Genomic DNA, 25,815 nt, shown 5'->3' on the forward strand with positions numbered 1-25,815 from the left:
CATCGACGGCCCGTGCCGCCGCGATGCGCTCAGAAGATTTCCTTGATGTCGACCACCTGGCCGTGGGCAACGTAGATCTGCACGGTCTTGTTGCCCTGCACGTAGTCGAGCCGATAGGCGAGCACGGCGCCGTAGACGTTCTGCACTTCGGTCCTGCTCACGGGCGCGCCGGCGATCGCGGTCACCTTTTCTTCCGAGTCCCCGACCGTGACGACCTTGGAGCCGAAGCGCACGGTGTCCGCGGCCAGCGCCTGGAAGCTGAGCAACAGGCCGGCCGCCAATACGATCCATCGTTTCATGACATTGCCCTCTGGGGTGGGAGTGGCCGGATTATAGGGCGGCCCGCCGCGCTCAGCCGCGTGGCGGCGGCAGCCAGTCGGCGATGGCATGCTTCACCGCGCCGCGCAGGTCCATCAGGCGGCGATGGAAGAAATGGCCGGCCTCGGGCATGCGGATCAGCTCGGGCGGCCTGTCCATCGCGGCGATCCAGTCGAACACCGCCTGCGGCTCCACCACTTCGTCGGCTTCGCCCATCACCACCAGCCACGGGCAGGCGGGCAGGGCGTCGCCCATCGTCCAGCGGCCCACCGGCGGCGCGATGCTGACCAGCGCGTCGGCCTGCAGCCGCACCGCGCTGCGGATGGTGACGTAGCTGCCGAAGGAGAACCCGGCCAGCCACAGCGCGTCGCCGGGGCGCACGCGGCGCAGCCAGGCCACCACGGCGGCGAGGTCCTCGCTTTCGCCGATGCCGTCGTCGTAGCTGCCTTCGGAGGCGCCGGTGCCGCGGAAGTTGAAGCGCACGGTGTCCAGCCCCGACTCGCGCAGCGCGCGCTCCACCATCGTCACCACCTTGTTGTGCATGGTGCCGCCCTGCACGGGGTTGGGATGGCAGACCACGGCCACGCCGCGGCGCGCATCGGCGCGTTCGGCCAGGTCGGTGAGGACCTCGAGCTTGCCGGCCGGGCCGGTGAGCGCGAAGCTGGCGGCTTGGTCGGGGAAGCTGGCGGGGTCGTCGGGAAGCGCGGTGGGAGTCATGCCGAAGATGATAGCCGCCGGCGCGGCCGTCCGCCCCCGGCGACGCACGGGCGAGGTTCGGTGAACCATCTGGCGCACCTGCTGCTCGCCGGCGACGACGAGGCGTTGCGTCTGGGGGGGCTGCTCGGCGACTTCGTGCATGGCGTGCCCGATCCGGCGCTGCCGCCGCGCGTGGCGCTGGGCATCCGGCTGCACCGTGCCATCGACAGCCATACCGACCGCCATCCGGAAGTGGCGGCCGCGCGGGCGCGCTTCGCGCCGCCGTACCGGCGCTATGCCGGGATTGCGCTGGACCTGTGGTTCGACCATTGCCTGGCGCGCGATTTCGCGCATTGGAGCGCCATGCCGCTGGCGGCCTTCTCGGATGCCGCACGCGAATTGCTGTGGCGCCACGATGCGCAGTTGCCGCCGGCCCTGCGCCGCTTCCGCGCCTACATGGATGCGCACGACCTGCCGGCGGGCTATGCGCGGCGCGAGGAGATCGGGCGGGCGCTGGACGGCGTCGCCGGGCGGTTGCGGCGGGACAACCCGCTGGGCCGGATGCTGCCGCTGCTGGTAGCGCTGGATGCGCCGTTGCGGGGGCATTTCGGGGCGTTCTTTCCGCGGTTGCGGGAGTTTGCGCGGGAATGGGTCGGGGAGAACGCGGAGGGGTGAGGGGTTTTCTTTCCGCTTGTACTTTGTAGAGAGGGGGGATCAAAGCAATTTCGCCGCGAGGGTGGGCCCTCTCCCAAACCCTCTCCCGCAGGCGGGAGAGGAGCGAACGAAAACGCCGCCCAAGGGCGGCGTTTGCTTTGACCTGATTGAAGCTGGGCTTACTTGGCCTGGCCAACGATCCAGGTCACCGCGGCCTTCACCTGCGCGTCGGTAAGCGCAGGGTTGCCGCCCTTGGCCGGCATGAAGTTGCCGTCGGGGCCGTGGTAGCCGTCGGTGGCGTGCTTGATCAGGGTGTCCAGGCCCTCGGCGATGCGCGGTGCCCACATGGCCTTGTCGCCCACCTTGGGCGCGCCGGCGACGCCGGCGGTGTGGCAGCTGGTGCACAGGTTGTCGAAGATGGTCTTGCCGTCGGTGGTGCCGCCGTAGGCGACCTGCGAGGCGGCGGCCTTGGCGGCGGCGTCGGCCGCGGCCTGCATGGCGGCGCGGCCGGTGTTGCCGGCGTACGCCGCGCCGGCGGGCGCGATGCGCGCGTCGACCTGCGCCTGTACGTTCGGGTCGACTTCCTTGGGTTCGTGGTTGTAGATGGCCAGCGCGACCAGGATCAGCAGCACGGTCAATGCCAGCAGTCCGCTGATCATTTTGGCGAACTGGCGCATGAAGCCACGGTCGGAATCGTTCATGGAACCGCTCACGTAGGTACTCCAAGTCGATGATCGTGCGGAAGGCCCCTGCGGCACCCGGCAGGCCGATGGCCGCCATGCGCCCGCACCCGGCACGGCGGTAGTGCGGCGGGCAAGTGCATCGTCCGGAGTATAGACGATGCCGCCGGCAAGTTTGGAACCGTGGCGGCGGACGTTTGTCCAAGCCCCGCGGCGGTGGCGGTGGTCCTTGTCATTTGCCTGCCTTTGCATCTCTCCGTGCCATCGGTCATGCCCCACCCCTGACCACTGGCATTGTTCCGTTTCGTTGCACTGCACCTATGCTTTGCCACAATCAGCCGACCGCAGCCGCGTCGGCACGGGTCCCCCCCAGTCGGCACCGCATCCACCTCGGGAGTTTTCTGCATGTCGCGTTTTTGGAAGATCGCGCTGATCGTCGTCGCGGTGGTCGTGCTGGCCATCGTCGCCGTGCGCCTGTTGCACAAGCCGGGCGGTGCGGGCGGCCCCGGCGGCATGGACGGGGACAAGGACAAGGCGCCGGTGCCGGTCACCGTGGTGCCGGTGGCGAAGGAGAACGTGCCGGTCTACCTCACCGCGCTGGGCACGGTGCAGGCGCTCAACACCATCTCGGTCAACCCGCAGGTGGGCGGCCAGCTGATCAAGCTCGACTTCACCGAGGGCCAGCAGGTGAAGAAGGGCGACCTGCTCGCCGAGATCGACCCGCGCACCTTCCAGGCCTCGTATGACCAGGCGCTGGCCAAGCAGAAGCAGGACGAGGCTTCGCTGGCCACCGCGCTGAGCACGCTGAAGCGCAACCAGGCGCTGGTCGCCAGCGGCTACGTGGCGGCGCTGGACATGGACACCTACCGCAACAACGTGAGCCAGCTGCAGGCCGCCGTGGTGCAGGACCGCGCCGCCGCCGAGAGCGCCAAGGTGAACCTCGACTACACCCGCATCACCTCGCCCATCGACGGTGTGGCCGGCATCCGCGCGGTGGACCCGGGCAACGTGGTGACCACCACCAGCACCATCGTCACGCTGACCCAGCTGCACCCGATCTACGTGATCTTCCCGCTGCCCGAGCAGAACCTCGACATGGTGCGCAAGGCGCAGCAGGCCGCGCCGTTGCAGGTGGCCGCGCTCGACCGCACGGACAAGACCCCGGTGGCCACCGACGGCGTGCTCCAGGTGATCGACAACCAGATCGACACCACCACCGGCACGTTCAAGCTCAAGTCGCAGTTCCCGAACGCGAGCAACGCGCTGTGGCCGGGCCAGTTCGTCAACGTGCGCCTGCAGGTGCGCGTGGATGACGGCGCGCTGGTGATCCCGGCCGAGGCGGTGCAGCGCGGCCCGGACGGCGACTACGTCTACCAGGTGCAGGGCGACAACACGGTCAAGATGCAGCCGGTGGTCGTGGCCGGCGAGGTGGGCGACAGCCACGTGATGGTCGGCAGCGGCCTCAACGTGGGCGAGCAGGTGGTCACCGAAGGCCAGTTCCGCCTCAAGCCCGGCAGCAAGGTCACTCCGCTCAAGCCCGGCGAAGTGCCGCCGGCGCCCACCGACGCCGAGCTCAAGAAGGCCAAGCAGCAGGGTCAGGGCGGTCGTCGCGGCGGCCACTGATGACTGACTGAGACGCGCCCGCCGCCGCGGCGGGCGCCGCACCACCTCGCGGCGCCCGTGCGCCACGCGAGCAGGACGCCACCCGACAGCAGCACGGATACCCATGGGATTCTCGACGCTCTTCATCCGCCGCCCGATCGCCACCTCGCTCCTGATGGTGGCGATCCTGCTGCTCGGCATCCTCGGCTACCGCCAGCTGCCGGTGTCGGCACTGCCCGAGATCGAGGCGCCCAGCCTGGTGGTGACCACGCAGTACCCGGGCGCCAGCGCCAGCACCATGGCGGTGCTGGTCACCACGCCGCTGGAACGCCAGCTGGGGCAGATCTCCGGCCTCACCATGATGAGCTCGGACTCGTCCGCGGGCCTGTCCACCATCGTGCTGCAGTTCGCCATGAACCGCGACATCGACGTGGCCGCGCAGGACGTGCAGTCCGCGATCAACCAGGCGCGCGGCGTGCTGCCCAGCAACCTGCCGTACCCGCCGATCTACAACCGGGTGAACCCGGCCGACGCGCCCATCCTCACCCTGTCGCTGCAGTCGGACAGCCGACCGCTGCGCGACGTCAACGACTACGCCGACTCGATCCTCGCGCAGAAGCTGTCGCAGGTGCCGGGTGTCGGCCTGGTCTCGATCGCCGGCAACGTGCGCCCCGCGGTGCGCATCCAGGTGAACCCCGCGCAGCTGGCCAACCTCGGCCTGACCCTGGAGGACGTGCGCAGCGCGCTCACCCAGGCCAACGTCAACGCGCCCAAGGGCACCTTGAACGGCAAGACGCAGAGCTACTCGATCGGCACCAACGACCAGCTCGCGGACGCCGCCGACTACAAGAGCACCATCATCGCGTACAAGAACAACGCGCCGGTGAAGCTCTCCGACGTGGCCAGCGTGGTCGACGGCGTGGAGGACGACCAGCTCGCCGCGTGGGCCAACGGCAAGCCGGCGGTGCTGCTGGACGTCCGCCGCCAGCCGGGCGCGAACATCGTCGAGACGGTCAAGCAGATCCGCCAGATCCTGCCCGAGCTGCGCGCCGTGCTGCCGGCCGACGTGCACCTCGACGTGTTCGCCGACCGCACCGTCACCATCCGCGCCTCGGTGGAGGACGTGCAGTTCACCCTGCTGCTGACCATCTTCCTGGTGGTGGCGGTGATCTTCGTGTTCCTGCGCCGGCTGTGGGCCACGCTGATCCCGTCGGTGGCGGTGCCGCTGTCGCTGCTCGGCACGTTCGGCGTGATGAGCTTCACCAGCATGTCGCTGGACAACCTCTCGCTGATGGCGCTGACCGTGGCCACCGGCTTCGTGGTGGACGATGCGATCGTGATGATCGAGAACATCGTGCGCTACATCGAACAGGGCAAGAGCGGCCAGGAGGCGGCCGAGCTGGGCGCGAAGGAAATCGGCTTCACCGTGCTGTCGCTGACCGTGTCGCTGATCGCGGTGTTCCTGCCGCTGCTGCTGATGCCCGGAGTCACCGGCCGCCTGTTCCACGAGTTCGCCTGGGTGCTGACCATCGCGGTGGCGATCTCCATGCTGGTGTCGCTGACGCTGACGCCGATGATGTGCGCCTACCTGCTCAGGCCCGACCAGCTGCCCGAGGGCGAGGACGCGCACGAACGCCACCTCGCCGCCGGCAGGCGCACCGTGTGGGCGCGCATCGTGGGCGTGTACGAGCAGTCGCTGGACTGGGTGCTCGACCACCAGAAGCTGATGATCCTGGTGGCGTTCGCCACCGTGGCGGTGACGGTGTTCCTCTACATCGCGATCCCCAAGGGCCTGCTGCCCGAGCAGGACACCGGCATGATCACCGGCGTGGTCGAGGCCGACCAGAACGTGGCGTTCCCGGCGATGGAGCAGCGCACGCAGGCGGTGGCCGAGGCCCTGCGCAGGGATCCCGCGGTGGCCGGCGTGGCCGCCTTCATCGGCGCCGGCACGATCAACCCCACGCTCAACCAGGGCCAGCTCTCCATCGTGCTGAAGGACCGCGGCCAGCGCGACGGCCTGGACAAGATCCTGCCGCGCCTGCAGAACGAAGTGGCCGGCATCCCCGGCGTGGCGCTTTACCTCAAGCCGGTGCAGGACGTGACGCTGGACAGCACGGTGTCCGCCACCGAATACCAGTACTCGCTGTCGGATACCGAATCGGCGGAGCTGGCGAAGTACGCCACCGCGATGACCCAGGCGCTGCGCCAGCGGCCCGAGTTGTCCGAGGTGGGCAGCAACCTGGCCAACCAGGGCAACTCGCTCAAGCTCACCATCGACCGCGACAAGGCCAGCCGCCTGGGCGTGCCGGTGCAGACCATCGACGACACGCTGTACGACGCCTTCGGCCAGCGCCAGATCTCCACCATCTTCACCCAGCTCAACCAGTACCGCGTGGTGCTGGAGGTGGCGCCGCAGTTCCGCAGCACCACCGGCCTGCTCGACCAGCTGACGGTCCGCGGCAACGGCAACGGCGCGCTCACCGGCAGCAACGCCACCAGCTTCGGCCAGCTCACCTCCAGCAACTCCGCCACGCCGTCCGGCATCGGCAACACCGGCAACGTGGGCTTCACCGTGGGCGCGGGCGGCACCATCCCGCTGTCCGCGCTGGCCAGCGCGCAGGCCACCAGCGCGCCGCTGGTGATCAGCCATCAGCAGCAGCTGCCGGCGGTGACGCTGTCGTTCAACGTGGCGCCGGGCTATTCGCTGTCCGACGCAGTCGATGCGATCCACGAAGTGGAGTCGCAGCTGAACTTCCCGCCCACGCTGCGCGGCGAGTTCATCGGCAAGGCGGCGGAGTTCTCCAACAGCCTGGGCGACGAAGTGCTGCTGCTGCTCGCCGCGATCGTGGTGATCTACATCGTGCTGGGCGTGCTGTACGAGAGCTACATCCACCCGCTGACCATCATCTCCACCCTGCCGCCGGCCGGCGTGGGTGCGCTGCTGGCGCTGATCCTGTTCGGCATGGACCTGTCGGTGGACGGCATCGTGGGCATCGTGCTGCTGATCGGCATCGTGAAGAAGAACGCGATCATGATGATCGACTTCGCGATCGAGGCGCAGCGCCACGGCATGAACGCGCGTGACGCGATCCACCGCGCCTGCCTGCTGCGCTTCCGCCCGATCATGATGACCACCGCCGCGGCCATGCTGGGCGCGCTGCCGCTGGCGCTGGGCAACGGCATCGGCGCGGAACTGCGCCGGCCGCTGGGCGTGTCCATCGTCGGCGGCTTGCTGCTGTCGCAGCTGGTGACGCTGTACACCACGCCGGTGATCTACCTGTACATGGAACGTTTCCAGGACTGGCTGCGCGAACGCCGCGAGCGGCGTGCGCTGGCGCATGCGCAGGCCGGTAGTGCGCGGTGAGTTCTTCCGCTTATTCCGGCGCAGGCGCGGACAAGCGCGCAGCGCGCAGAACGTACGCACGGCGGCCCCGAAGGGGCGAGCGTAGCGAGTCATCCAGTGGCTGCATCGCCTGTCCGGGCCGTATCGTCACTGGACTCCGGCCTTCGCCGGAGTGACGGGCAAAGAGAACGCACGTTGAGCAACACGATGAACCAAAGTTTCCCAACACGGTGCCGGGCATGAACATTTCCGGCATCTTCATCCGCCGTCCCATCGGCACCTCGCTGCTGGCGGCGGGCGTTTTCGTCGCCGGCCTGATCTGCTACATGCTGCTGGGCGTGTCGGCGCTGCCGGACATGCAGTTTCCCGCGATCTTCGTGCAGGCCAGCGAGGCCGGTGCGGATGCCACGACGATGGCCTCTACGGTGGCTGCGCCGCTGGAGCGGCACCTCGGCCAGGTGCCGGGCATCGAGATGATGAACTCGCACAGTTCCGAAGGCAGCACCTTCGTCTTCATGATGTTCAACGGCGGCGTGAACCTGGATTCCGCCGCGCGCGACGTGCAGGCCGCGATCAATGCCGCGACCCCCGACCTGCCTGCCGGGGTGGCGCCCAGCTACGAGAAGGCCAACCCGAACGACGACCCCATCATCGCCATCGCGCTGACTTCGGAGACGCAGTCGGCCGGCGACCTGTACAACCTCGCCGACACCCTGCTCGCGCAGCGGCTGCGGCAGTTGAAGGGCGTCAGCGAGGTGGACATCGCCGGCGCCGCCACGCCGGCGATCCGCGTGGACGTGAACCTGCGCGCGTTGAACGCGATGGCGCTGTCGCCGGACGACCTGCGCAATGCGCTCACCGCCGCCAATGTCACCTCACCGGAGGGCTTCCTGTCCAACGGCAAGACCACCATGGCGATCAGCTCCACCGCCCAGCTGCACACGGCGGACGACTTCGCGAACCTGGTGATCGCGATGAAGAACGCCACGCCGGTGCGCCTGTCCGACGTGGCGCACGTCTACCAGGGCACGCAGGACGCCTACCAGTCCGCCTCGTTCCAGGGCAAGCCGGCGCTGCTGATCTACGTGTTCAAGAAATCCGACGCCAACGTGATCTCCACGGTGGACGAAGTGCGCGACCAGCTGCCGTTGCTGCGCAACTACCTGCAGCCGGGCACCAAGCTGACGCCGTTCTTCGACGACACGGCCACCATCCGCGCCTCGCTGCACGAAGTGCAGGCCACGTTGCTGATCTCGCTGGCGATGGTGGTGCTGACCATGGCGCTGTTCTTGCGCCGGCTGGCGCCCACCCTGATCGCCGCGCTCACCGTGCCGCTGTCGCTGGCCGGCGGCTTCGTGGTGATGTACATCCTCGGCTTCACGCTCAACAACCTCACCCTGCTGGCGCTGGTGATCGCGATCGGCTTCGTGGTGGACGACGCCATCGTGGTGATCGAGAACATCATCCGCCACATCGACGCCGGCATGACGCGCATGGAGGCCACGCTGGCGGGCGCGAAGGAGATCGGCTTCACCATCGTCTCGATCACCGCCTCGCTGGTCGCGGTGTTCATCCCGCTGCTGTTCGCCGGCGGCATGACCGGCATGTTCATGCACGACTTCGCGGTGACCCTGGTGGCGGCCATCGTGATGTCGGCGCTGGTGTCGCTCACGCTCACGCCGGCGCTGTGCGGCCTGTTCCTCAACGGGCACGACCAGGCGCAGAAGCCGTCGCGGCTGGGCCATGCGCTGGATCGCTTCCACGCCGGCATGCAGCGCATCTACAGCCGCGCGCTGGACATCTCGCTGCGCCACGCGTTGGCGTTCGCGCTGATGCCGCTGGTGCTGATCGGGCTCACTTTCTTCCTGTTCGGCGTGGTCAAGACCGGCCTGTTCCCGCAGCAGGACACCGGCCTGATCTGGGGCCGCGCCACGTCCAGCGCCACGGTGTCCTTCGGGCAGAGCGTGGATCGCATGCAGCGCTTCACCGACATGATCCTGGCCGACCCCGACGTGGCCAGCGTGGGCACGCGCCTGGGCAGCAGCCGCCAGGGCACCAGCGGTTCGTTCAACATCGACCTCAAGACCCGCGCGCAGGGCCGCAGGGACGACATGTTCACGGTGCTGGCGCGGCTCAGCGCCAAGGCCGCGAAATACCCCGACCTCAACCTGCGCCTGCGCCCGCTGCAGGATCTGCCCAGCGCCGGCGGCGGCGGCACCAGCCAGGGGGCGCAGTACCAGATCGGCCTGCAGGGCGACAGCCTCGAAGAGCTGCAGGAGTGGTTGCCCAGGCTGGTCAACGAGCTGAAGAAGAACCCCAAGCTGCAGGACGTGGGCAGCGACGTGGACGAGCAGGGCCTGCGCCAGAACATCGTGGTCGACCGCGCCACCGCGGCGCGGCTGGGCGTGTCGCTGGGCACCATCGACGGCGCGCTGTACGACGCCTTCGGCCAGCGCCAGGTGTCCACCATCTACTCCGACATCAACCAGTATTCGGTGGTGGTGAACGCGCTGCCCAACCAGACTGCCACGCCGGAAGCGCTGGACAAGATCTACGTGAAATCCAGCTCGGGCACCATGATCCCGATCACCGCCATGGCCAGACAGGTGCCGGGGCTGGCGCCCTCGTCGATCTCGCACGAGAACCAGCAGACCACCATGGATCTCAGCTTCAACCTCGCCCCCGGCGCGAGCATGGGCGAGGCGATGGCCATCGTGCAGGCCACGGTGACGAACATGCGCATGCCGGGCGACATCAAGCTCAACCTCGGCGGCGACTTCCGCCGCTTCGACGAGGTGCAGAACGGCATGTCCCTGCTGGTGCTGGCGGCCATCCTCACCGTCTACATCGTGCTGGGCATGCTGTACGAGAACCTGATCCACCCGGTGACCATCCTGTCCACCCTGCCGGCGGCGGGCGTGGGCGCGCTGATGGCGTTGTGGATCACCGGCACCGAGTTGTCGGTGGTGGCGCAGATCGCGCTGGTGCTGCTGATCGGCATCGTGAAGAAGAACGCGATCATGATGATCGACTTCGCCCTCGTCGCCGAGCGCGAGCATGGCAAGACGCCGCTGGAGGCCGCGCACGAGGCCTGCCTGGTGCGCTTCCGCCCGATCATGATGACCACCATGGTCGCGATCCTCGCCGCGGTGCCGATCGCGGTGGGCCTGGGCGAGGGCAGCGAGTTGCGCCGCCCGCTCGGCATCGCGTTGATCGGCGGCCTGCTGATCTCGCAGAGCCTGACCCTGCTCAGCACGCCGGCGCTGTACGTGGTGTTCTCCTGTCTCGGCGCGCGCTTCAAGGCGTGGCGCGCGCGTAGTGCCGAAAGGCGTCGTGCGCGTCGTGCGTTGCCGGCGCGTGTGTCAGGTTGACGCGCTTGCCTCCTTTTTCCATCCGGGAGAGAGGTTGGGGTGAGGGGCGGGTGCCCGCGACACCCTGCATTTCCCCTCTCCCGCTTGCGGGAGAGGGGTAGGGGAGAGGGGCCTTTGCTCTTGCGCAAGTTTCAAAGCGGTTTCGAGCCGCTGCCGCGGCCCGAGTTACTTTTCTCTGTGTGGCCAGAGAAAAGTAACCAAAAGAGAGGCCACCCCGATGCAGCGCTCTCCGGGCATCCTGCCCTGCGAGTACGTGAGGCGTGGCCGGGCTTTTCGGCCGGACTCCTGTCCGGTCGAAAAGGCGAGTCCATCCATGGACTCGCCAGCTGCGCGGCCTTTTCGTCCACGCCTCACCGCCGCATAGGGGCCCCGAAGAGCAGCGCGCTCCTGCGCGCAGAAGCAACGGCCAGAGCAAAGCGGCAAAAGGCATCGTTGGCCTTTGTGCCTCAGCTTCCAGATACGGCGAGGCATGGCGGCGGCAATGGGCGTGTCGCGTAATGTGGTTCCAATATCCTCGAAACAACAGGCTTGTAATTCCGGCGGATTAAGCCAGGCCATTTCTCTTGGTTACTTCTCTTGACTCCGGGCATCCTGTCCTCCGCCCTTCGGGCCGGCTTCGCCGTTCGCCACCGCTCCTGCGGTGGCGTGGGCCAGCAAAGAGAAGTGACTCGGTCGCCGGTAGGCGATCGAAAGCCCGCCGCAGGCGAGCCAAAGTGCGAAAGCAAGTGGTTCTCGCGAGCACCCGGCTGAACGCCCGTTCCCCATCCCCGCGCGCAACCCTCCCCATCCCCGTAAGATGACGGCCCGGCATCCGCCGGGTTGCCTTCAGGGGGCATGCCACATGGTCCGGTTTCCGTCGCGTTTCACGCGCAATGGCGTGGTGCGGGTGCTTGCCGCGCTGGCTTTCGCGGGCTGCGCCTGGGCGACGGTGTGGCCGGAGCCGCAGCCGCTGCAGAAGCTGTTCGTGCTGGTGCTGATGCTGTTGGTCACCGGTGCGCTGTTGTGCGCGACCCTGCGCCTCGCCTTTTCGCTGCTGCTGGGCGGCGGCCTGTTCTTCGCGTTGCGTTTCATCTCCGGACTCAAGGAGAACTACCTCGAGACGGCGCTGATGCCGGCGGATTTCGTCTACTACGCACGTTCCAGCCTGATCGCCACGCTGCGCCATTACCCGCACCTGTACCTGCTGGGCGTGGGCGTGCTGCTGCTGGTGCCGTTGCTGCTGGTGCTGGCGTGGCGGCTGGATCGTCCGCTGTCCGCGCAACGGCGTGGCTGGGGCAGGGCGGCCTGGCGCATCGGTGGCGTGCTGTTGTGCGCGGTGGCGTTCCGCGCATGCCTGCTGCCGGAAGGGCCGTTCGCGGGGCTGCACAACCGCGACATCTGGGACAAGCTTTCCGACGACGCCCAGCTCACGAATTTCTTCATCAACATCAACGACGGCGGCGTTGCGGTGCCGGCGATGTCCGATGACGCCAGCGCGCAGCGCGAGTGGGCCGCCACGGCGAGCGCCAAGCCCGGCACGCGGCCGGCACCGTATCCCGACATCGTGCAGGTGCTGGAGGAAAGCACCTTCGATCCCTCGATCTACACGGCCTGCGCCGTGCCGGGCTGCAAGTTCGCGCTGTTCCAGCCCGACGCGCGCACGCGCGGGACCGGCCTGCTGCGTACGCACACCTGGGGCGGCGGCACCTGGGTCAGCGAGTTTGCCGTGCACACCGGCCTGCCGCAGGACATCTTCGGCAAGGGCGGCATGTACGCGCCCTTCGTGCTGGCGCCTCACGTGCGCGCCACGCTGCCCGACCTGCTGCGCCGGCTGGGCTATCTCACCATCGCGATCTATCCCACCAACAGCGATTTCCTCAACGGCCGCGATGCGTACCGCGCCTACGGCTTCGACCACCTCTACGGCGCGGAGGAGCTGGGGCTGGACGAGTGGGACGAGACCGACGCGCAGATGTTCGCCGCCGCCAAGCGCGTGTACGACAAGGTGAAGAAGCCGGGCCAGCCGGTGTTCGTGATGATCCTCACGATCAACCAGCATGGCCCGCACGACGACAACCCGATGAACAAGCTGCCGCTGCCCTGGCGCGGCATGGTGCAGGGGCTGGGCAGCAAGGACGAAAGCGCGCTGGATTTCGACACTTACCTGTGGCGCCTGCACGATTCCGACGTGGCGATGCAGGGTCTGGAGCACGATTTCCTCGACCGCGACCAGCCCACCGTGCTGGTGCATTTCGGCGACCACCAGCCGTCCTTCGACGGCCTGATCCGCCCGCTCAAGCGCACGCTGCCGCCCGCGCTGGTGCCGGATCGGGATTTCCTCACCTACTACATGGTCAAGAGCAACTTCGCCGGTCCGGCATTGCCGGGCTATCCCGCGCTCGACATCGCCTTCCTGCCGACCATGGTGCTGGAGGCCGCGGGCCTGCCGGCCGATCCCTACTTCTCCGCCGCCACCGCGTTGCGCGAGCGTTGCCAGGGCCGCTTCGACGACTGCCCGGACAAGGCGCTGCTGGCTTCCTACTACGCCTGGATCTTCCGGCAACTGCACGTGTATGAGTGAAGCGCCGGACGCATCGGCTTCGCGCCGGCTGGCCGCCGCCACGCTGCTGGCCGCGGCTGCCGCGGTCGTCGGCGCGCTGCTGGCTTCGCACGCTTCCGGTTGGCTGTGGTTGCACTGGTGCGCCAAGCCGCTGGCCACCGCGCTGATCTTCGCGCTCGCGTGGCGTGCGTGCCCGGCGGTGTCGATGCGCTATCGGCGCTTCGTGCTGGCGGGCATCGCCTGTTCGCTGGCGGGCGATGTGTTCCTGATGCTGCCGGGCGACTTGTTCGTGCCGGGGCTGCTGGCGTTCCTCGCCGGGCATGCGTGCTTCATCGCGGCCCTGCTCGGTGACAGCCGCTTCGCCTCCCCGGCATGGCCGCTGCTGGCCTGCCTTGCCTATGGCGGGGCGAATCTGGCGCTGTTGTGGAATGTGATCGCCGCGCCGCTGCGCGTGCCGGTGGTCGTCTACGTGGCGGTGTTGTGCAGCATGGGCGGGCAGGCGGTGGCGCGTGCGTTGCGCGGCGACGCCCCGGCGCGGCTGGCGGCGCGAGGCGCGCTGGCGTTCATGCTGAGCGACAGCGTGCTGGCCTGGGGCCGCTTCCGCGGCCCGTTGCCGTTGGCCAGCCTGTGGGTGCTGGCGACGTACTATCTGGCGCTGTGGTGGATCGCCCGTTCGGTGCAGGGCGTGGAACGCGAGGGCAGGGCATGAACACGCAGGAACTCATCATCACCTGGGCCACGCCGGTGTTCTTCCTGCTGATCGGCATCGAGCTGCTGGTGGCCAGGCTGCGCGGGCGCGATGCGTATGCCAGCAACGACGCGGTCAACAGCATCGGCCTCGGCGTGGTCTCGCAGCTGGTGGCGGTGTTCACCAAGCTGCTGACCATCGGCATCTATGCGTGGTGCGCGGAACACCTCGCGCTGTTCCACCTGCCTGCCGACAGCGTGCCGGTCTGGGTGGGCGCCTTGCTCGCCTACGACTTCTGCTACTACTGGCTGCACCGCATGGGCCACGAGGTGAACATCCTGTGGGCCGCCCACGTGGTGCACCACCAGAGCGAGCGCTACAACCTTTCCACCGCGCTGCGCCAGACCGGCAGCGGGCCGCTGCTCGGCTGGATCTTCTACCTGCCGCTGGCGATCGTCGGCGTGCCGGTGCAGGTGTTCGTGGTGGTGGCGCTGGTCGACCTGCTGTACCAGTTCTGGGTGCATACCGAACAGATCGGCCGGCTGGGCTGGTTCGACCGCGTGTTCTGCTCGCCCTCCAACCATCGCGCGCACCACGCGGTGAACGACCGCTACCTCGACAGGAACTACGGCGGAATCCTGATCCTGTGGGATCGCCTGTTCGGCAGCTTCGTGGAAGAGAACGACGCCGACCCGCCGGTGTACGGCACGCGCTCGCCGCTGCGCAGCTGGAATCCGTTGTGGGCGAATGCCGAGGTGTACTGGCGCAGTGCGCAGGATGCCTGGCACGCGCGCCGCCGGCGCGACAAGCTCCTGGTGTGGATCAAGCCGCCGGGCTGGCGCCCCGCCGACGTGGCGGCGCGCTTCCCCAGGCCGGATTTCGCGATGCCGACCGAACGCTACGACCCGCCGATGGGCGTGGCGCTGAAATCCTACGTACTGCTGCAGTTCGCCTTGCTGCTGGGGATGGTCACCCAGTTCCTGGGCATCACGGAAAGTACGGACCTGGCCACGCTGCTGCTCTACGCGGCCTGGCTGCTGGCCGGGTTGTGCGTGCTCGGCGCACTGATGGAAGGCCGGCGCTGGGCGTGGTGGGCGGAAGGCCTGCGCATGCTGGCCGGCGCCGCGTTGCCGCTGGCCAGCGGACGCTGGTTTGGCGTGGCGCACCTGGACGTCCGCATCGCGCTGGCTTTTGCGCTGGTGTTCGGTGCAAGCGCGCTGGCCTTGCCGTGGCTGCGCGTCGCCTCGACCGGGCGCGCCAACCTCGCCGGATAGCTCCGTTCGACGCAGCACCAAGGCCCAATGGCACCAGGGCGTGCTGCGCCTACAATGCGGGAGTCCCCACCACGGAGTCCTCCCCATGAGCAGTCTCGACGGCAAGGTCGCCCTCATCACCGGTGCGGCCAGCGGCCTCGGCAAGGCGATCGCCGAGTTGTATGCGAAGAACGGCGCCGCGGTGGCGATCTGCGACATCAACCAGCAGGCGGCGGACGCCGTCGCCGCGGAAATCAACGCGGCCGGCGGCAAGGCCATCGGCGTGGCGATGGACGTCACCGACGAAGCGGCGGTGGACGCGGGCACCGACAAGGTCGTCGCGGCGTTCGGCCATCTGGACATCCTGATCTCCAACGCCGGCGTGCAGATCATCAACCCCATCGACCAGTTCAGCTACGCGGACTGGAAGAAGATGCTGGCGATCCACCTCGACGGCGGCTTCCTCACCACGCGCGCCGCGCTGCGCCACATGTACCCGGGCGACCGCGGCGGCATCGTGATCTACATGGGTTCGGTGCACTCGCACGAGGCGTCGAAGCTCAAGGCGCCCTACGTCGCCGCCAAGCACGGCCTGCTGGGCCTCGCGCGCACGCTGGCGAAGGAAGGCGCGGCGCACAACGTGCGTTCGCACGTGATCTGCCCCGGCTTCGTGCGCACGCCGCTGGTGGAGAAACAGATCCCGGAGCAGGCGAAGGAGCTGGGCATCAGCGAAGCCGAAGTCATCAGGAACGTGATGCTGAAGGACACCGTGGACGGCGTGTTCACCACGGTCGAGGACATCGCGCAGACCGCGCTCTACCTCGCCACCTTCCCCAGCGCCGCGCTGACCGGGCAGAGCATCGTGGTGAGCCACGGCTGGTACATGCAGTGAGCCGCGTCGCGGGCGCGGCGCCGGAGTCGCTTGCCGCGCAGGTGGCGCGCGACTACGCCTGCGTGGCCCTGGTGCTGCAGGGCGGCGGCGCGCTGGGCGCCTACCAGGCCGGCGTGGTCGAGGCGCTGGAGGAGGCGCGGCTGCGCCCGGACTGGATCGCCGGCATCTCCATCGGCGCGTTGAACGCGGCGGTCATCGCCGGCAACCCGCCGGAGCGCCGCGTCGAGCGCCTGCATGCGTTCTGGGACGCGATCTGCCAGCCGGCGATGTGGCCGGCGTCGGCATGGTTCGACGCCGCCCAGTGGCCGCTGCCGGTGCAGGCCGGCTTCAGCGGCCTCGCCGCGTGGCGCGCGCTGGTCGAAGGCCAGCCCGGCTTTTTCAGCCCGCGCGTGCCGCCGCCGTTCCTGCAGGCGCATGCCACGCCCGCCACCGCGAGCTGGTACGACACCGCACCGCTGCGCGCGACGCTGGAACGGCTGGCCGATTTCGACCGCATCAACGATGCGCGCGAAATGCGCGTGTCGGTGGGTGCGGTGAACGTGCGCAGCGGCAACTTCACCTATTTCGACAACACCAGGGGGCGCCTGCGGCCGGAGCACTTCATGGCTTCCGGCGCGTTGCCGCCGGGCTTCCCCGCGGTGGAGATCGACGGCGAGTTCTGGTGGGACGGCGGCGTGGTTTCCAACACGCCGCTGTACAAGGTGCTCGTCGAGCGGCCGCAGCGCGACATGCTGGTGTTCCAGGTCGACCTGTGGAGCGCGCAGGGCGAATTGCCGCGCGACATGGCCGGCGTGGCCGAGCGCAGCAAGGAGATCCAGTATTCCAGCCGCACCCGGCTGATGACCGAGTACATGGGCGAGAGCCGCCGCCGCCAGCGCCTGCTGAAGGAACTGATGGCGCTGGTGCCGCCCGGGCGGCGCGAGGACCCCGCGTATCGCCGCGCCGAATGCGAGGCGCGCGGTGCGCTGGTGAACCTGGTCCACCTGATCTACCGCGACAAGCCCTACGAAGGGCACTACAAGGACTACGAGTTCAGCGCCGCCAGCATGCGCAGCCACTGGCAGGGCGGCCTCGACGACATGCGCCACACGCTGGCCCACCCCGCGTGGCTGGAGGTGCCGTCGCCCGAGCAGCCGTTCGTGGCGCACGACGTGCACCAGGGCTGACGCCCTGGTGCCTGCCCAACGTCTGCGCGCAGTGCGTGCCGGCAGGTCGCGGGCAGGCTTTCAGCCGCGATGCACCTGCAGCCCCGCCGCCGACTGGCTCACCGGCATCACCTCGATGCGGTTGATGTTGAGGTGCGGCGGCAGGTTGGCGACCCACCAGATCGTGTCGGCGATGTCGTCCGCGACGATGGGATGCGCACCGGCGTAGAGCGTGTCCGAGGCGGCCTGGTCGCCGCCGGTGCGCACCAGGGTGAACTCGGTTTCGGCCATGCCCGGTTCGATCGAGGTGACGCGCACGCCGGTGCCGTGCAGGTCCACGCGCAGGTTCTGCGAGAACTGGCTGACGAAGGCCTTGGTGCCGCCATACACGTTGCCGCCGCGGTACGGGTAGCTGCCCGCGATGGAGCTGATGTTGACGATGGCGCCGCGGCGTTCGATCAGTTTCGGCAGCAGCAGGTGCGTCATCGTCGCCAGCGCGGTGACGTTGGTATCGATCATCTGCCTCCACTGCGCGAGATCGGCCTGTTGCGCCGTCGCGGTGCCCAGCGCGAGGCCGGCGTTGTTCACCAGCAGGTCGGTGCCGGCGAAGGCCTCCGGCAGGCCAGCGATGGCGGCGCGCAGCGCGGTTTCGTCGCGGATGTCGAAGGCGACGGCGTGCACCTTGTCGGCGCCGTGCGCATCCACCAGTTGCTGCAGGCGCTCGGCGCGGCGCCCGCTGGCGACCACGCGCCAGCCGCCAGCCACGAAGCGTTCCACGGTGGCGGCGCCGAAGCCGGCGGTGGCGCCGGTGATCCAGGCGGTCTTGGTGCTCATGCAGTCGTGCCTCGGCGAATGGGGTGGCTTACTTGCCTTCCTTCAGCGCGATCGAGCTGATGCCGGCGCTGGCAAGGCGTTGCTTGGTCGCCTCCAGCGCACTGGCGCTGGGGAACGGCCCCAGTCGCACGCGGTGGAAGGTCTGGCCGTTGACGGTGACGCTCTGCACGTTGGCCACGAAACCCTGCATGGCGAGCTGGGCCTTGGTCGCCTCGGCCTTCGCCGCATCGGGAAAGGCGCCGATCTGCAGCAGATAGCCGCCGCCGCTGGTCGGCTGCGGCACCGCGGAGGCGGGTGCCGCTTCCACGTTCTGGGTGGCCACGGGTGCGTTCACGGGTGCTGCCGGCTGCGTCGCGGGTGCCGGTGCCGGCGCCGCCGGCGTGGCCGCGGCGGCGCGCTGGCTCTGCTGCTCGGCCTTGGCCTGCGCGCTGAGCTCGGCATCCGGGATGCGCACTTCCTTCTCCGACAGCACGGAGTAGAAGTCGAACTGCGGCTTCTTCGGCGCAGTCTCGGCGTTGCCCGGCGCCACGGCGCCGGCATCGCTGGGTGCCGCGGCGGTGGCTTGGGGATTGGCCTGCGGGCCATCCTTCGGCGCCATCGGCAGCAGCGAGTGGCGCATCAGCACCGCCACCGCCAGCGCGCCGATCAGCAAGCCGACGAGGATCGCGGCCCAGGTGGGGAATCCGCCGCCGCTGTTGCGTACCGCCTGCCTGCCCTTGCCTTTGCGTGCTGCCATCACATGCTCTCCGGGGCGCCCAGGCCCAGCAGATCCAGACCGTTGCGCAGCACCTGCCGGGTCGCCACCACGAGGGCCAGGCGGGCGTCGCGCAGGTCCTTGTCGTCGACCAGGAACTGGTGCGAGTTGTAGTAGGTGTGGAACGCGTTCGCCAGTTCGCGCAGCCACACGGCGAGCAGGTGCGGTTCGAGGTTCGAGGCCGCGGCTTCCACCACTTCCGGATAGCGCGACAGCTCGGTGAGCAGCGCCTGCTCGTGTTCGTTGTCCAGCCGCGCGAGTTGCGCCAGGCCATTGTCCTGATCGAACGTGAACCCTTTCTCGCCGGCCTGGCGCAGCACGCTGCACACGCGGGCGTGAGCGTACTGGATGTAGTAGACCGGGTTGTCGTTGGTCTGCGAGCGCGCCAGGTCGATGTCGAACACCAGCTGCGAATCGCTTTTGCGCGAGATCAGGAAGTAGCGCGTGGCGTCGCGGCCCACTTCGTCGATCAGGTCGCGCAAGGTGACGTAGCTGCCGGCGCGCTTGGAGATCTTCACTTCCTCACCGCCGCGCATCACGGTGACCATCTGGTGCAGCACGTAGTCGGGATAACCCTTGGGGATGCCGCAATCCAGCGCCTGCAGGCCGGCTTTCACGCGGGCCAGCGAGCCGTGGTGGTCGGAACCCAGCTCGGTGATCGCCTTTTCGTAACCACGCTGCCATTTCGACAGGTGATAGGCCACGTCCGGCACGAAGTATGTATACGTGCCGTCGGACTTGCGCATCACGCGGTCCTTGTCGTCGCCGAAGTCGGTGGTCTTCAGCCACAGCGCGCCGCCTTCCTCGTAGGTGTGGCCGTGGGCGACCAGCTCGCGCACGGTTTCCTCCACCTTGCCGTCGGCGTACAGCGAGGACTCCAGGAAGTACACGTCGAAGGCCACGCCGAAGGCCTTGAGGTCCAGGTCCTGTTCGCGGCGCAGGCTGGCCACCGCGAAGGCGCGGATCGCATCGAGGTCCGCCGCGTCCTTCGTTCCGGTGACGGTGTGGCCTTCCACGGCGACGCTTTCGCCGGCCAGATAGGCCCTGGCCACGTCGGCGATGTAGTCGCCGCGGTAGCCGTCCTCCGGCCAGCCGGCGTCGCCGGGCGCGAGGCCACGCGCGCGCGCCTGCGTCGAGATGGCGAGGTTGGCGATCTGCACGCCGGCGTCGTTGTAGTAGAACTCGCGCTTCACGTTCCAGCCGCTGGCTTCCAGCAGGCGGCTCAGGCAGTCGCCGATCGCCGCGCCGCGCCCGTGGCCCACGTGCAGGGGGCCGGTGGGGTTGGCCGAGACGAACTCCACGCCCACCGTGCGGCCCGCGCCCTGCGCGTTGCGGCCGTAGCCCGTTCCCTGTTCAAGGATGCGGCGCACCTGCGACTGGCTGGCGCCGGCGGCGAGGAAGAAGTTGATGAAGCCGGGACCGGCGATCTCCACCTTGGCCAGCAGGTCGCTGGCCGGCAGCGCGGCCACCAGCTTTTCGGCCAGTTCGCGTGGCTTGGCGCGGGCGGCTTTTGCCAGCAGCATCGCGGCGTTGCAGGCGAAATCGCCATGCTCGCGGCTGCGCGTGCGCTCGATCACGAAGCCCGGGATCGCCAGCTCGGCGGGCAGGGCGGACTGGGTTTGCAGGGCGTGGATGGCCCCGAGGATCAGTTCGTGCAGCTGGGCTTTCACGGGCGCGGTGGTTCCGGGATGGAACCGGCAATCGTAGCAGAGAGGCCAACCCACGCGGCCGCTACGGAAGCCGGGGCCGCATGTTGCGTCGCAAGGCGTGGTTTGTGGATAAGTCTGTGGGGAAAGTATGGCCGTGTACGGCGGATCGGCCGTTGTTCGCGCATTTGCTTCGCGCTTTTTTACAAAAAAACAATTAATACAGTGAGTTATAAGTCATGTTTGAGGTCGCGCCTGCGCTGCTGGGTGCAAGTGCCAGCTACAGGGCTGTGTGCATAAGTCAATGGGCACTTGGCGGGCACGGCTGGGGCACCGGATCGTCATCGACGTGTCATGCGGCGCTGCCACACTGGCTGCGTGCCGTAGGAAACTCCCCTCCCGACCGGTACACCGGAGATGCCGCTCTCTCCAACTCCCCGAATCGGCACCAGCGGCGCGGCTCATCCCGCGCCGCTTTTTTTGTTTGTGCTGAGAGTGCGGCCGGGGATGGCCACCCGTTTGATTCAAGCGATCAGGGAGGATCGCAAAAGTATCCCGCTCAGATCAGCCCGCGTGCCGCCATCGACACGGGCGTGCCATGGCCGATCACTAGGTGGTCGAGCACGCGTACACCCACCAGTTGCAGGGCTTCGCGCAGCTCGCGGGTGATCGCGCAGTCGGCCGCGCTGGGTTCGGCCACGCCGCTGGGATGGTTGTGGGCGAAGATCACCGCGCAGGCGTTGTGCATGAGGCAGGCACGCACCACTTCGCGCGGATGCACGCTGGCGCCGTCCACCGTGCCGCGGAACAACTCCTCGAAGGCCAGCACGCGGTGGCGGTTGTCCAGGAACAGGCAGCCGAACACTTCGTAGGGCAGGTGGCGCAGCCGGGCGCTGAGGTAGTTGCCGCTGTCGCGCGGGTTGCCCAGCGTGGGCTGCGCGTGCAACTGCTCGGCGAGGCTGCGGCGTGCCAGCTCCAGCGCCGCGGCGATGCGCGCGCGCTTCGCCGGGCCGAGCCCGGTGGTGCGTACGGACTTGTCTGGCCGGGCGAGCAGGGTGCCGAGGTTGCCGGCTTCCAGCAGCAGATCGCGGCCCAGTGCGATCGCGTCCCTGCCGCGCACGCCGCTGCCCAGCAGCACGGCCAGCAACTCCGCGTCGGACAGCGCACCACTGCCGCGCGCCAGCAGTTTTTCGCGGGGTCGTTCGCCCAGGGGCCAGTCACGGATGCTCATGCAGTGAGAGTGCCGGCGCGGCTGCGATGCAGGCAGCAGTCGTGCGGCAGGATTCCGGTAAGCTAACCGTCTGCCCGTACGTCAGGCCCTGCCTACATGAGTCTTGCCCAACGCCGCATCCTGCTGGGAGTGTCCGGCGGCATCGCCGCCTACAAGTCCTGCGAACTGGTCCGCCGCTTGCGCGAAGCCGGCGCCGAGGTGCGCGTGGCGATGACGGCGGGAGCGGAGCACTTCGTGGGCGCGGCCACCTTCCAGGCATTGTCCGGCCAGCCGGTGCGCACCTCGTTGTGGGACGAAGGCGCCGAGGCGGCGATGGGTCACATCGAGCTGGCGCGCTGGGCCGAGCGCATCCTCGTCGCGCCAGCCAGCGCGGACATCCTCGCCAGGCTGGCGCACGGCCATGCCGACGACCTGCTCACCACGCTGTGCCTGGCCAGCGCCGCGCCGCTGGCCGTGGCGCCGGCGATGAACCAGCAGATGTGGGCGCACCCGGCGGTGCAGGCGAACGTCGCCCAGCTGCGCCAGCGCGGCGTGCAGGTGCTCGGTCCGGCGTCGGGCGAACAGGCCTGCGGTGACGTGGGGGCGGGCCGCATGCTGGAACCGAACGAATTGCGCGACGCGCTGGCTGCCTCGTTCGGCAACGGTTCGCTGGCCGGCATGGACGTTGTGGTCAGCGCCGGTCCGACCTTCGAGGACATCGATCCAGTGCGTTTCATCGGCAACCGCAGCTCCGGCAAGATGGGCTTCGCGGTGGCGCAGGCTGCCGCCGAGGCGGGCGCGTGCGTGACCCTGGTGGCCGGCCCGGTGGGCCTGGCCACGCCAACGGGCGTGGCGCGTCGCATCGATGTGCGCAGCGCGGCGCAGATGCATGCGGCCGTGCTCGATGCCTGCACGCGGGCGCAGATCTACATCGCCGCCGCCGCGGTGGGCGACTACCGGCCGTCCGAAGTGGCCGAGCGCAAGCTCAAGAAGCAGGCCGGCGCGGATCTGGTGCTGCAACTGGCCGAAAACCCCGACATCCTCGGCAGCCTGTCGGCGCGGGCTGGGCATCCCTTCCTGGTCGGCTTCGCGGCGGAAACGCATGACGTGGCGCGCTACGCGCAGGACAAGCTGCAACGCAAGGGCCTGGACATGATCGCCGCGAACCGCGTCGGCGACGGGCTGGGCTTCGAGACCGCCGACAACGCGCTGGACGTGTACTGGGCCGACGGCATGCTGGCGCTGGCGCGCGCCGGCAAGACCGAGCTGGCGCGGCAACTGGTGGCCTGCGTGGCCGAACGCTATCGCGCGGTGCGCGGGTGAGCGCGGCGATGCTGGATGTCGAACTGAAGATCCTCGACCCGCGCCTGGGCGATACGATCCCGCTGCCCGGGGCAGCCACCGCCGGCAGCGCCGGCATGGACCTGCGTGCCGCGCTGGACGCACCGCTCACGCTGGCGCCCGGCGACAGCGCGCTGGTGCCCAGCGGCATCGCCATCCACATCGGCGACCCGGGCTGGTGCGCGCTGATCGTTCCGCGTTCCGGGCTGGGTCACAAGCAGGGCCTGGTGATGGGCAACCTGGTCGGCGTGATCGATGCCGACTACCAGGGCCCGCTGATGATTTCCTGCTGGAATCGCGGCCGCGAGCCGGTCACCATCGGCGTGGGCGACCGCATCGCGCAGTTGCTGCTGGTCCCGGTGGCGCAGGCGCGCCTGAACATCGTGGCCGACTTCGCGCCCAGCGCCCGTGGCGCCGGCGGTTTCGGCTCGACGGGCATCAAGTGATCCGGTTCGTCGTGGGGACGGACCGCGAAGTGGGGAGCCGTGGGGATGGCGATGAGTGACACAACCGGATCGCGCTGGCGCGCACAACTGGACCTGCCACGCCTGTTGCCGCTGGCGCTGGGCACGCTGATGGTGCTGCTCGGAGCGTTCTGCGCCTGGCAGTTCTGGCTGATCGCCGACGAGGGTCATGCCGCCGCGCGCGTGCAACAGGCGCGCGACGAGGTGGTGCAGAAGCTGGCGCAGGTGGTCGCCGGGCAGCGCGACACGGTGCAGAAGGCGGCGACGTCGCTGGATCCATCGCTGCTGCAGGGCGACCATGCCGCGCTGGCGGCGGCGCTGCGGGCGAAGTTGCCGCAGGCCCGCCAGGTGGATGTCTACAACGGCAACCTCGACGAGGTGGTGCACGCGAATTTCCGCGAGTTCGGCTATGCGAAGGCGGCGCAGCTGATGGCGGCGCAAACCGCCGATGGCCTGCCGCCGGTGCAGAGCGTGACGCAGGGCGTGGGCGACCGCCGCCTGAGCGTGGTGTTGCCGCTGGGCAAGCCGTTGCAGGCCTGGCTGTGGGTGGAGCTGCCGTTCACGCCGGTGCAGCAGGTTTTCGATGCCGCGTCGCCTGCGGGCGGGCGGCTGGATCTACGCCAGGGCGACGCCAATGCCGACATGCGCATCTATTCGCATGGCGGCGCAGGCGCCGAAGCGGAACCTGTCGCCACGCTGGTGCCGGGCAGCACGTTCAGCGTGGCCGCGGCCACGCCCGTGGCTTTCATCGTGTTGCCGCGCTCGTGGCCGTTGGCGGCGTTGCTGGCGCTGGCGGGCCTGGGTGGCGGCTTCTACCTGTTGTGGTGGCGCCAGCGCCGCATGCCGGCCCACGCGCAGGAGATCGACATCGAGGAGTTCAGGCAGGCCCAGGAAGCCGCACGCAAGGCTGCGCTGCCCGAGCCGGTGATCCCCAAGCTTGCCGCCGCGGCGGCGGCCGCGCCGGCAGCGAAGCCCGCGCCCGGGCCAGCGGCCAACGTGGAGGTCGATCAGACGATCTTCCGCGCCTACGACATCCGCGGCGTGGTGGGCAAATCCCTGGACGCCGACGTGGCGCGCCTGCTGGGCCAGTCCATCGGCACGCTGATGCGCGAGCAGGGTCTCACCGAGATCGTGGTGGGTCGCGACGGCCGTCTGTCCGGCCCGGAGCTGGCGGGTGCGCTGGCCGACGGCTTGCGCGAGGCCGGCGTGGACGTGATCGACCTCGGCGCGGTGCCCACCCCGGTGGTGTACTTCGCCACCTACCACTACAACACCGGCTGCGGCGTCGCGGTCACCGGCAGCCACAATCCGCCCGACTACAACGGCTTCAAGATCGTGGTCGGCGGCCAGACGCTGTCCGAGGGCGCGATCCAGGACCTGTACCGGCGCATTGCCGGCAACGCGCTGGAGAGTGGCGGTGGCGGCCACCTGCGCCAGCTCGACGTGCTGCCGGATTACCTGGAGCGCATCGTCGCCGACGTGCAGGCCGAGCGCCGGCTCAAGGTGGTGGTGGACTGCGGCAACGGCATCCCCGGCGCGGTGGCGCCGCAGGTGCTGGCCGGCATCGGCTGCGAGGTGGTGCCGCTGTACTGCGACGTGGACGGCACCTTCCCGAACCACCATCCCGACCCTTCCGATCCGCACAACCTCGAGGACCTGATCCTCGCGGTGAAGCAGACCGGCGCGGATCTCGGCCTGGCCTTCGACGGCGACGGCGACCGCCTCGGCGTGGTGACCAGGGAGGGCGAGATCATCTTCCCCGACCGCCTGCTGATGCTGTTCGCGCGCGACGTGCTGTCGCGCCAGCCGGGCGCCACCATCATCTATGACGTGAAGTGCACCGGGCATCTCAAGGGCCAGGTCCTCGAGGCCGGCGGCAGCCCGTTGATGTGGCGCACCGGCCACTCGCTGATCAAGGGCAAGATGCGCGAGACCGGCGCGGAGCTGGCCGGCGAGATGAGCGGCCACTTCTTCTTCAAGGAGCGCTGGTTCGGCTTCGACGACGGCATCTATGCCGGCGCGCGGTTGATGGAGATCCTCGCCGGAGACCTCGAAGAGCGCACGCCGGAGGAGATCTTCGCCACCCTGCCCAAGGGCGTCTCCACGCCCGAGCTGAAGATCGAGATGGCCGAGGGCGAGCACTACCGCTTCATGGAGAAGTTCAAGGCGGAGGCGGATTTCGACGACGCCACGATCATCACCATCGACGGCGTGCGCGCCGACTGGCCGGACGGCTGGGGCCTGGTGCGTGCGTCGAATACCACGCCGGTGCTGGTGCTGCGCTTCGATGCCGATACGCCGGAGGCGCTCAAGCGCATCCAGCTGGCGTTCCGCAAGCGGCTGATTGCGGTGGACTACCGGTTGAAGATGCCGTTCTGAGCGCCG

At 68.9% G+C, this 25,815-nt stretch carries 19 protein-coding genes; 12 read left to right on the plus strand and 7 right to left on the minus strand.

Annotated elements, in window-relative coordinates; translation table 11 throughout:
• Window positions 1-29 precede the first annotated feature (29 nt).
• Both IHE47_RS00460 and IHE47_RS00465 read right to left on the minus strand, forming a co-directional pair.
• Window positions 30-299 (minus strand): DUF2845 domain-containing protein, encoded by a 270-nt coding sequence (locus tag IHE47_RS00460; protein WP_192103045.1) that lies wholly within the window; start codon window positions 297-299, stop codon window positions 30-32.
• Window positions 300-351: 52 nt separating this feature from the next.
• Window positions 352-1,035 carry a CocE/NonD family hydrolase gene (locus IHE47_RS00465; RefSeq protein WP_192103047.1) on the minus strand — a complete coding sequence of 228 codons (684 nt, stop codon included), beginning with the start codon at window positions 1,033-1,035 and terminating at the stop codon, window positions 352-354.
• Window positions 1,036-1,095: 60 nt separating this feature from the next.
• Here IHE47_RS00465 and IHE47_RS00470 point away from each other — a divergent pair, with 60 nt between their 5' ends.
• Window positions 1,096-1,689, plus strand: coding sequence for an ACP phosphodiesterase (locus tag IHE47_RS00470; protein WP_192103049.1), 594 nt, complete (start codon window positions 1,096-1,098; stop codon window positions 1,687-1,689).
• Window positions 1,690-1,847: 158 nt separating this feature from the next.
• On the opposite strand, the gene IHE47_RS00475 is transcribed toward IHE47_RS00470, so the two are convergent.
• Window positions 1,848-2,369, minus strand: a complete 522-nt coding sequence (locus IHE47_RS00475; protein ID WP_192103051.1) for a c-type cytochrome — start codon at window positions 2,367-2,369, stop codon at window positions 1,848-1,850.
• 384 nt (window positions 2,370-2,753) lie between these two features.
• Here IHE47_RS00475 and IHE47_RS00480 point away from each other — a divergent pair, with 384 nt between their 5' ends.
• From IHE47_RS00480 to IHE47_RS00515, 8 genes are all read left to right on the plus strand, one after another.
• On the plus strand, window positions 2,754-3,971 hold the full coding sequence (locus IHE47_RS00480; RefSeq protein WP_192103053.1) for an efflux RND transporter periplasmic adaptor subunit: 1,218 nt from the start codon (window positions 2,754-2,756) through the stop codon (window positions 3,969-3,971).
• 103 nt (window positions 3,972-4,074) lie between these two features.
• Window positions 4,075-7,314 carry an efflux RND transporter permease subunit gene (locus IHE47_RS00485; protein WP_192103055.1) on the plus strand — a complete coding sequence of 1,080 codons (3,240 nt, stop codon included), beginning with the start codon at window positions 4,075-4,077 and terminating at the stop codon, window positions 7,312-7,314.
• A gap of 218 nt (window positions 7,315-7,532) precedes the next feature.
• Window positions 7,533-10,664, plus strand: coding sequence for an efflux RND transporter permease subunit (locus IHE47_RS00490; RefSeq protein WP_192103057.1), 3,132 nt, complete (start codon window positions 7,533-7,535; stop codon window positions 10,662-10,664).
• A gap of 841 nt (window positions 10,665-11,505) precedes the next feature.
• Complete coding sequence (locus IHE47_RS00495) at window positions 11,506-13,224, plus strand: sulfatase-like hydrolase/transferase (protein ID WP_192103065.1); 1,719 nt, start codon at window positions 11,506-11,508, stop codon at window positions 13,222-13,224.
• The gene (locus IHE47_RS00500; RefSeq protein ID WP_192103067.1) at window positions 13,217-13,912 is read left to right on the plus strand and encodes a lysoplasmalogenase; all 696 of its coding nucleotides are present in this window, start codon (window positions 13,217-13,219) and stop codon (window positions 13,910-13,912) included. The genes IHE47_RS00495 and IHE47_RS00500 overlap by 8 nt, the downstream gene beginning before the upstream one ends.
• On the plus strand, window positions 13,909-15,165 hold the full coding sequence (locus tag IHE47_RS00505; protein ID WP_192103069.1) for a sterol desaturase family protein: 1,257 nt from the start codon (window positions 13,909-13,911) through the stop codon (window positions 15,163-15,165). Before IHE47_RS00500 ends, IHE47_RS00505 begins: the two co-directional genes overlap by 4 nt.
• 85 nt (window positions 15,166-15,250) lie before the next feature.
• Window positions 15,251-16,036, plus strand: coding sequence for a 3-hydroxybutyrate dehydrogenase (locus IHE47_RS00510; protein ID WP_192103071.1), 786 nt, complete (start codon window positions 15,251-15,253; stop codon window positions 16,034-16,036).
• Window positions 16,033-17,202, plus strand: a complete 1,170-nt coding sequence (locus tag IHE47_RS00515; RefSeq protein ID WP_343227409.1) for a patatin-like phospholipase family protein — start codon at window positions 16,033-16,035, stop codon at window positions 17,200-17,202. The genes IHE47_RS00510 and IHE47_RS00515 overlap by 4 nt, the downstream gene beginning before the upstream one ends.
• Before the next feature lie 60 nt (window positions 17,203-17,262).
• Here IHE47_RS00515 and IHE47_RS00520 read toward each other — a convergent pair whose 3' ends face one another.
• From IHE47_RS00520 to radC, 4 genes are all read right to left on the minus strand, one after another.
• Window positions 17,263-18,015: an SDR family NAD(P)-dependent oxidoreductase gene (locus IHE47_RS00520; protein WP_192103073.1), complete on the minus strand. Its 753-nt coding sequence runs from the start codon at window positions 18,013-18,015 to the stop codon at window positions 17,263-17,265.
• 28 nt (window positions 18,016-18,043) lie between these two features.
• Complete coding sequence (locus tag IHE47_RS00525; protein WP_192103074.1) at window positions 18,044-18,751, minus strand: SPOR domain-containing protein; 708 nt, start codon at window positions 18,749-18,751, stop codon at window positions 18,044-18,046.
• Window positions 18,751-20,439 carry an arginine--tRNA ligase gene (argS, locus tag IHE47_RS00530; protein WP_192103076.1) on the minus strand — a complete coding sequence of 563 codons (1,689 nt, stop codon included), beginning with the start codon at window positions 20,437-20,439 and terminating at the stop codon, window positions 18,751-18,753. Before argS ends, IHE47_RS00525 begins: the two co-directional genes overlap by 1 nt.
• Before the next feature lie 535 nt (window positions 20,440-20,974).
• Complete coding sequence (radC, locus tag IHE47_RS00535) at window positions 20,975-21,646, minus strand: DNA repair protein RadC (RefSeq protein WP_192103078.1); 672 nt, start codon at window positions 21,644-21,646, stop codon at window positions 20,975-20,977.
• 96 nt (window positions 21,647-21,742) lie between these two features.
• On the opposite strand from radC, the gene coaBC reads away from it, so the two are divergent.
• From coaBC to IHE47_RS00550, 3 genes are read left to right on the plus strand one after another with little or no spacing between them, the layout of a single operon-like run.
• Complete coding sequence (gene coaBC / locus IHE47_RS00540) at window positions 21,743-22,948, plus strand: bifunctional phosphopantothenoylcysteine decarboxylase/phosphopantothenate--cysteine ligase CoaBC (protein WP_192103079.1); 1,206 nt, start codon at window positions 21,743-21,745, stop codon at window positions 22,946-22,948.
• An 8-nt stretch (window positions 22,949-22,956) separates the two neighbouring features.
• Window positions 22,957-23,412, plus strand: a complete 456-nt coding sequence (gene dut / locus IHE47_RS00545) for a dUTP diphosphatase (RefSeq protein WP_192103081.1) — start codon at window positions 22,957-22,959, stop codon at window positions 23,410-23,412.
• 51 nt (window positions 23,413-23,463) lie between these two features.
• The gene (locus tag IHE47_RS00550; RefSeq protein ID WP_192103083.1) at window positions 23,464-25,809 is read left to right on the plus strand and encodes a phosphomannomutase/phosphoglucomutase; all 2,346 of its coding nucleotides are present in this window, start codon (window positions 23,464-23,466) and stop codon (window positions 25,807-25,809) included.
• Window positions 25,810-25,815 lie beyond the last annotated feature (6 nt).

The sequence above is a fragment of the Rhodanobacter sp. DHB23 genome, assembly GCF_014842975.1.
In the GTDB taxonomy this organism is placed as follows: Bacteria; Pseudomonadota; Gammaproteobacteria; order Xanthomonadales; family Rhodanobacteraceae; genus Rhodanobacter_A.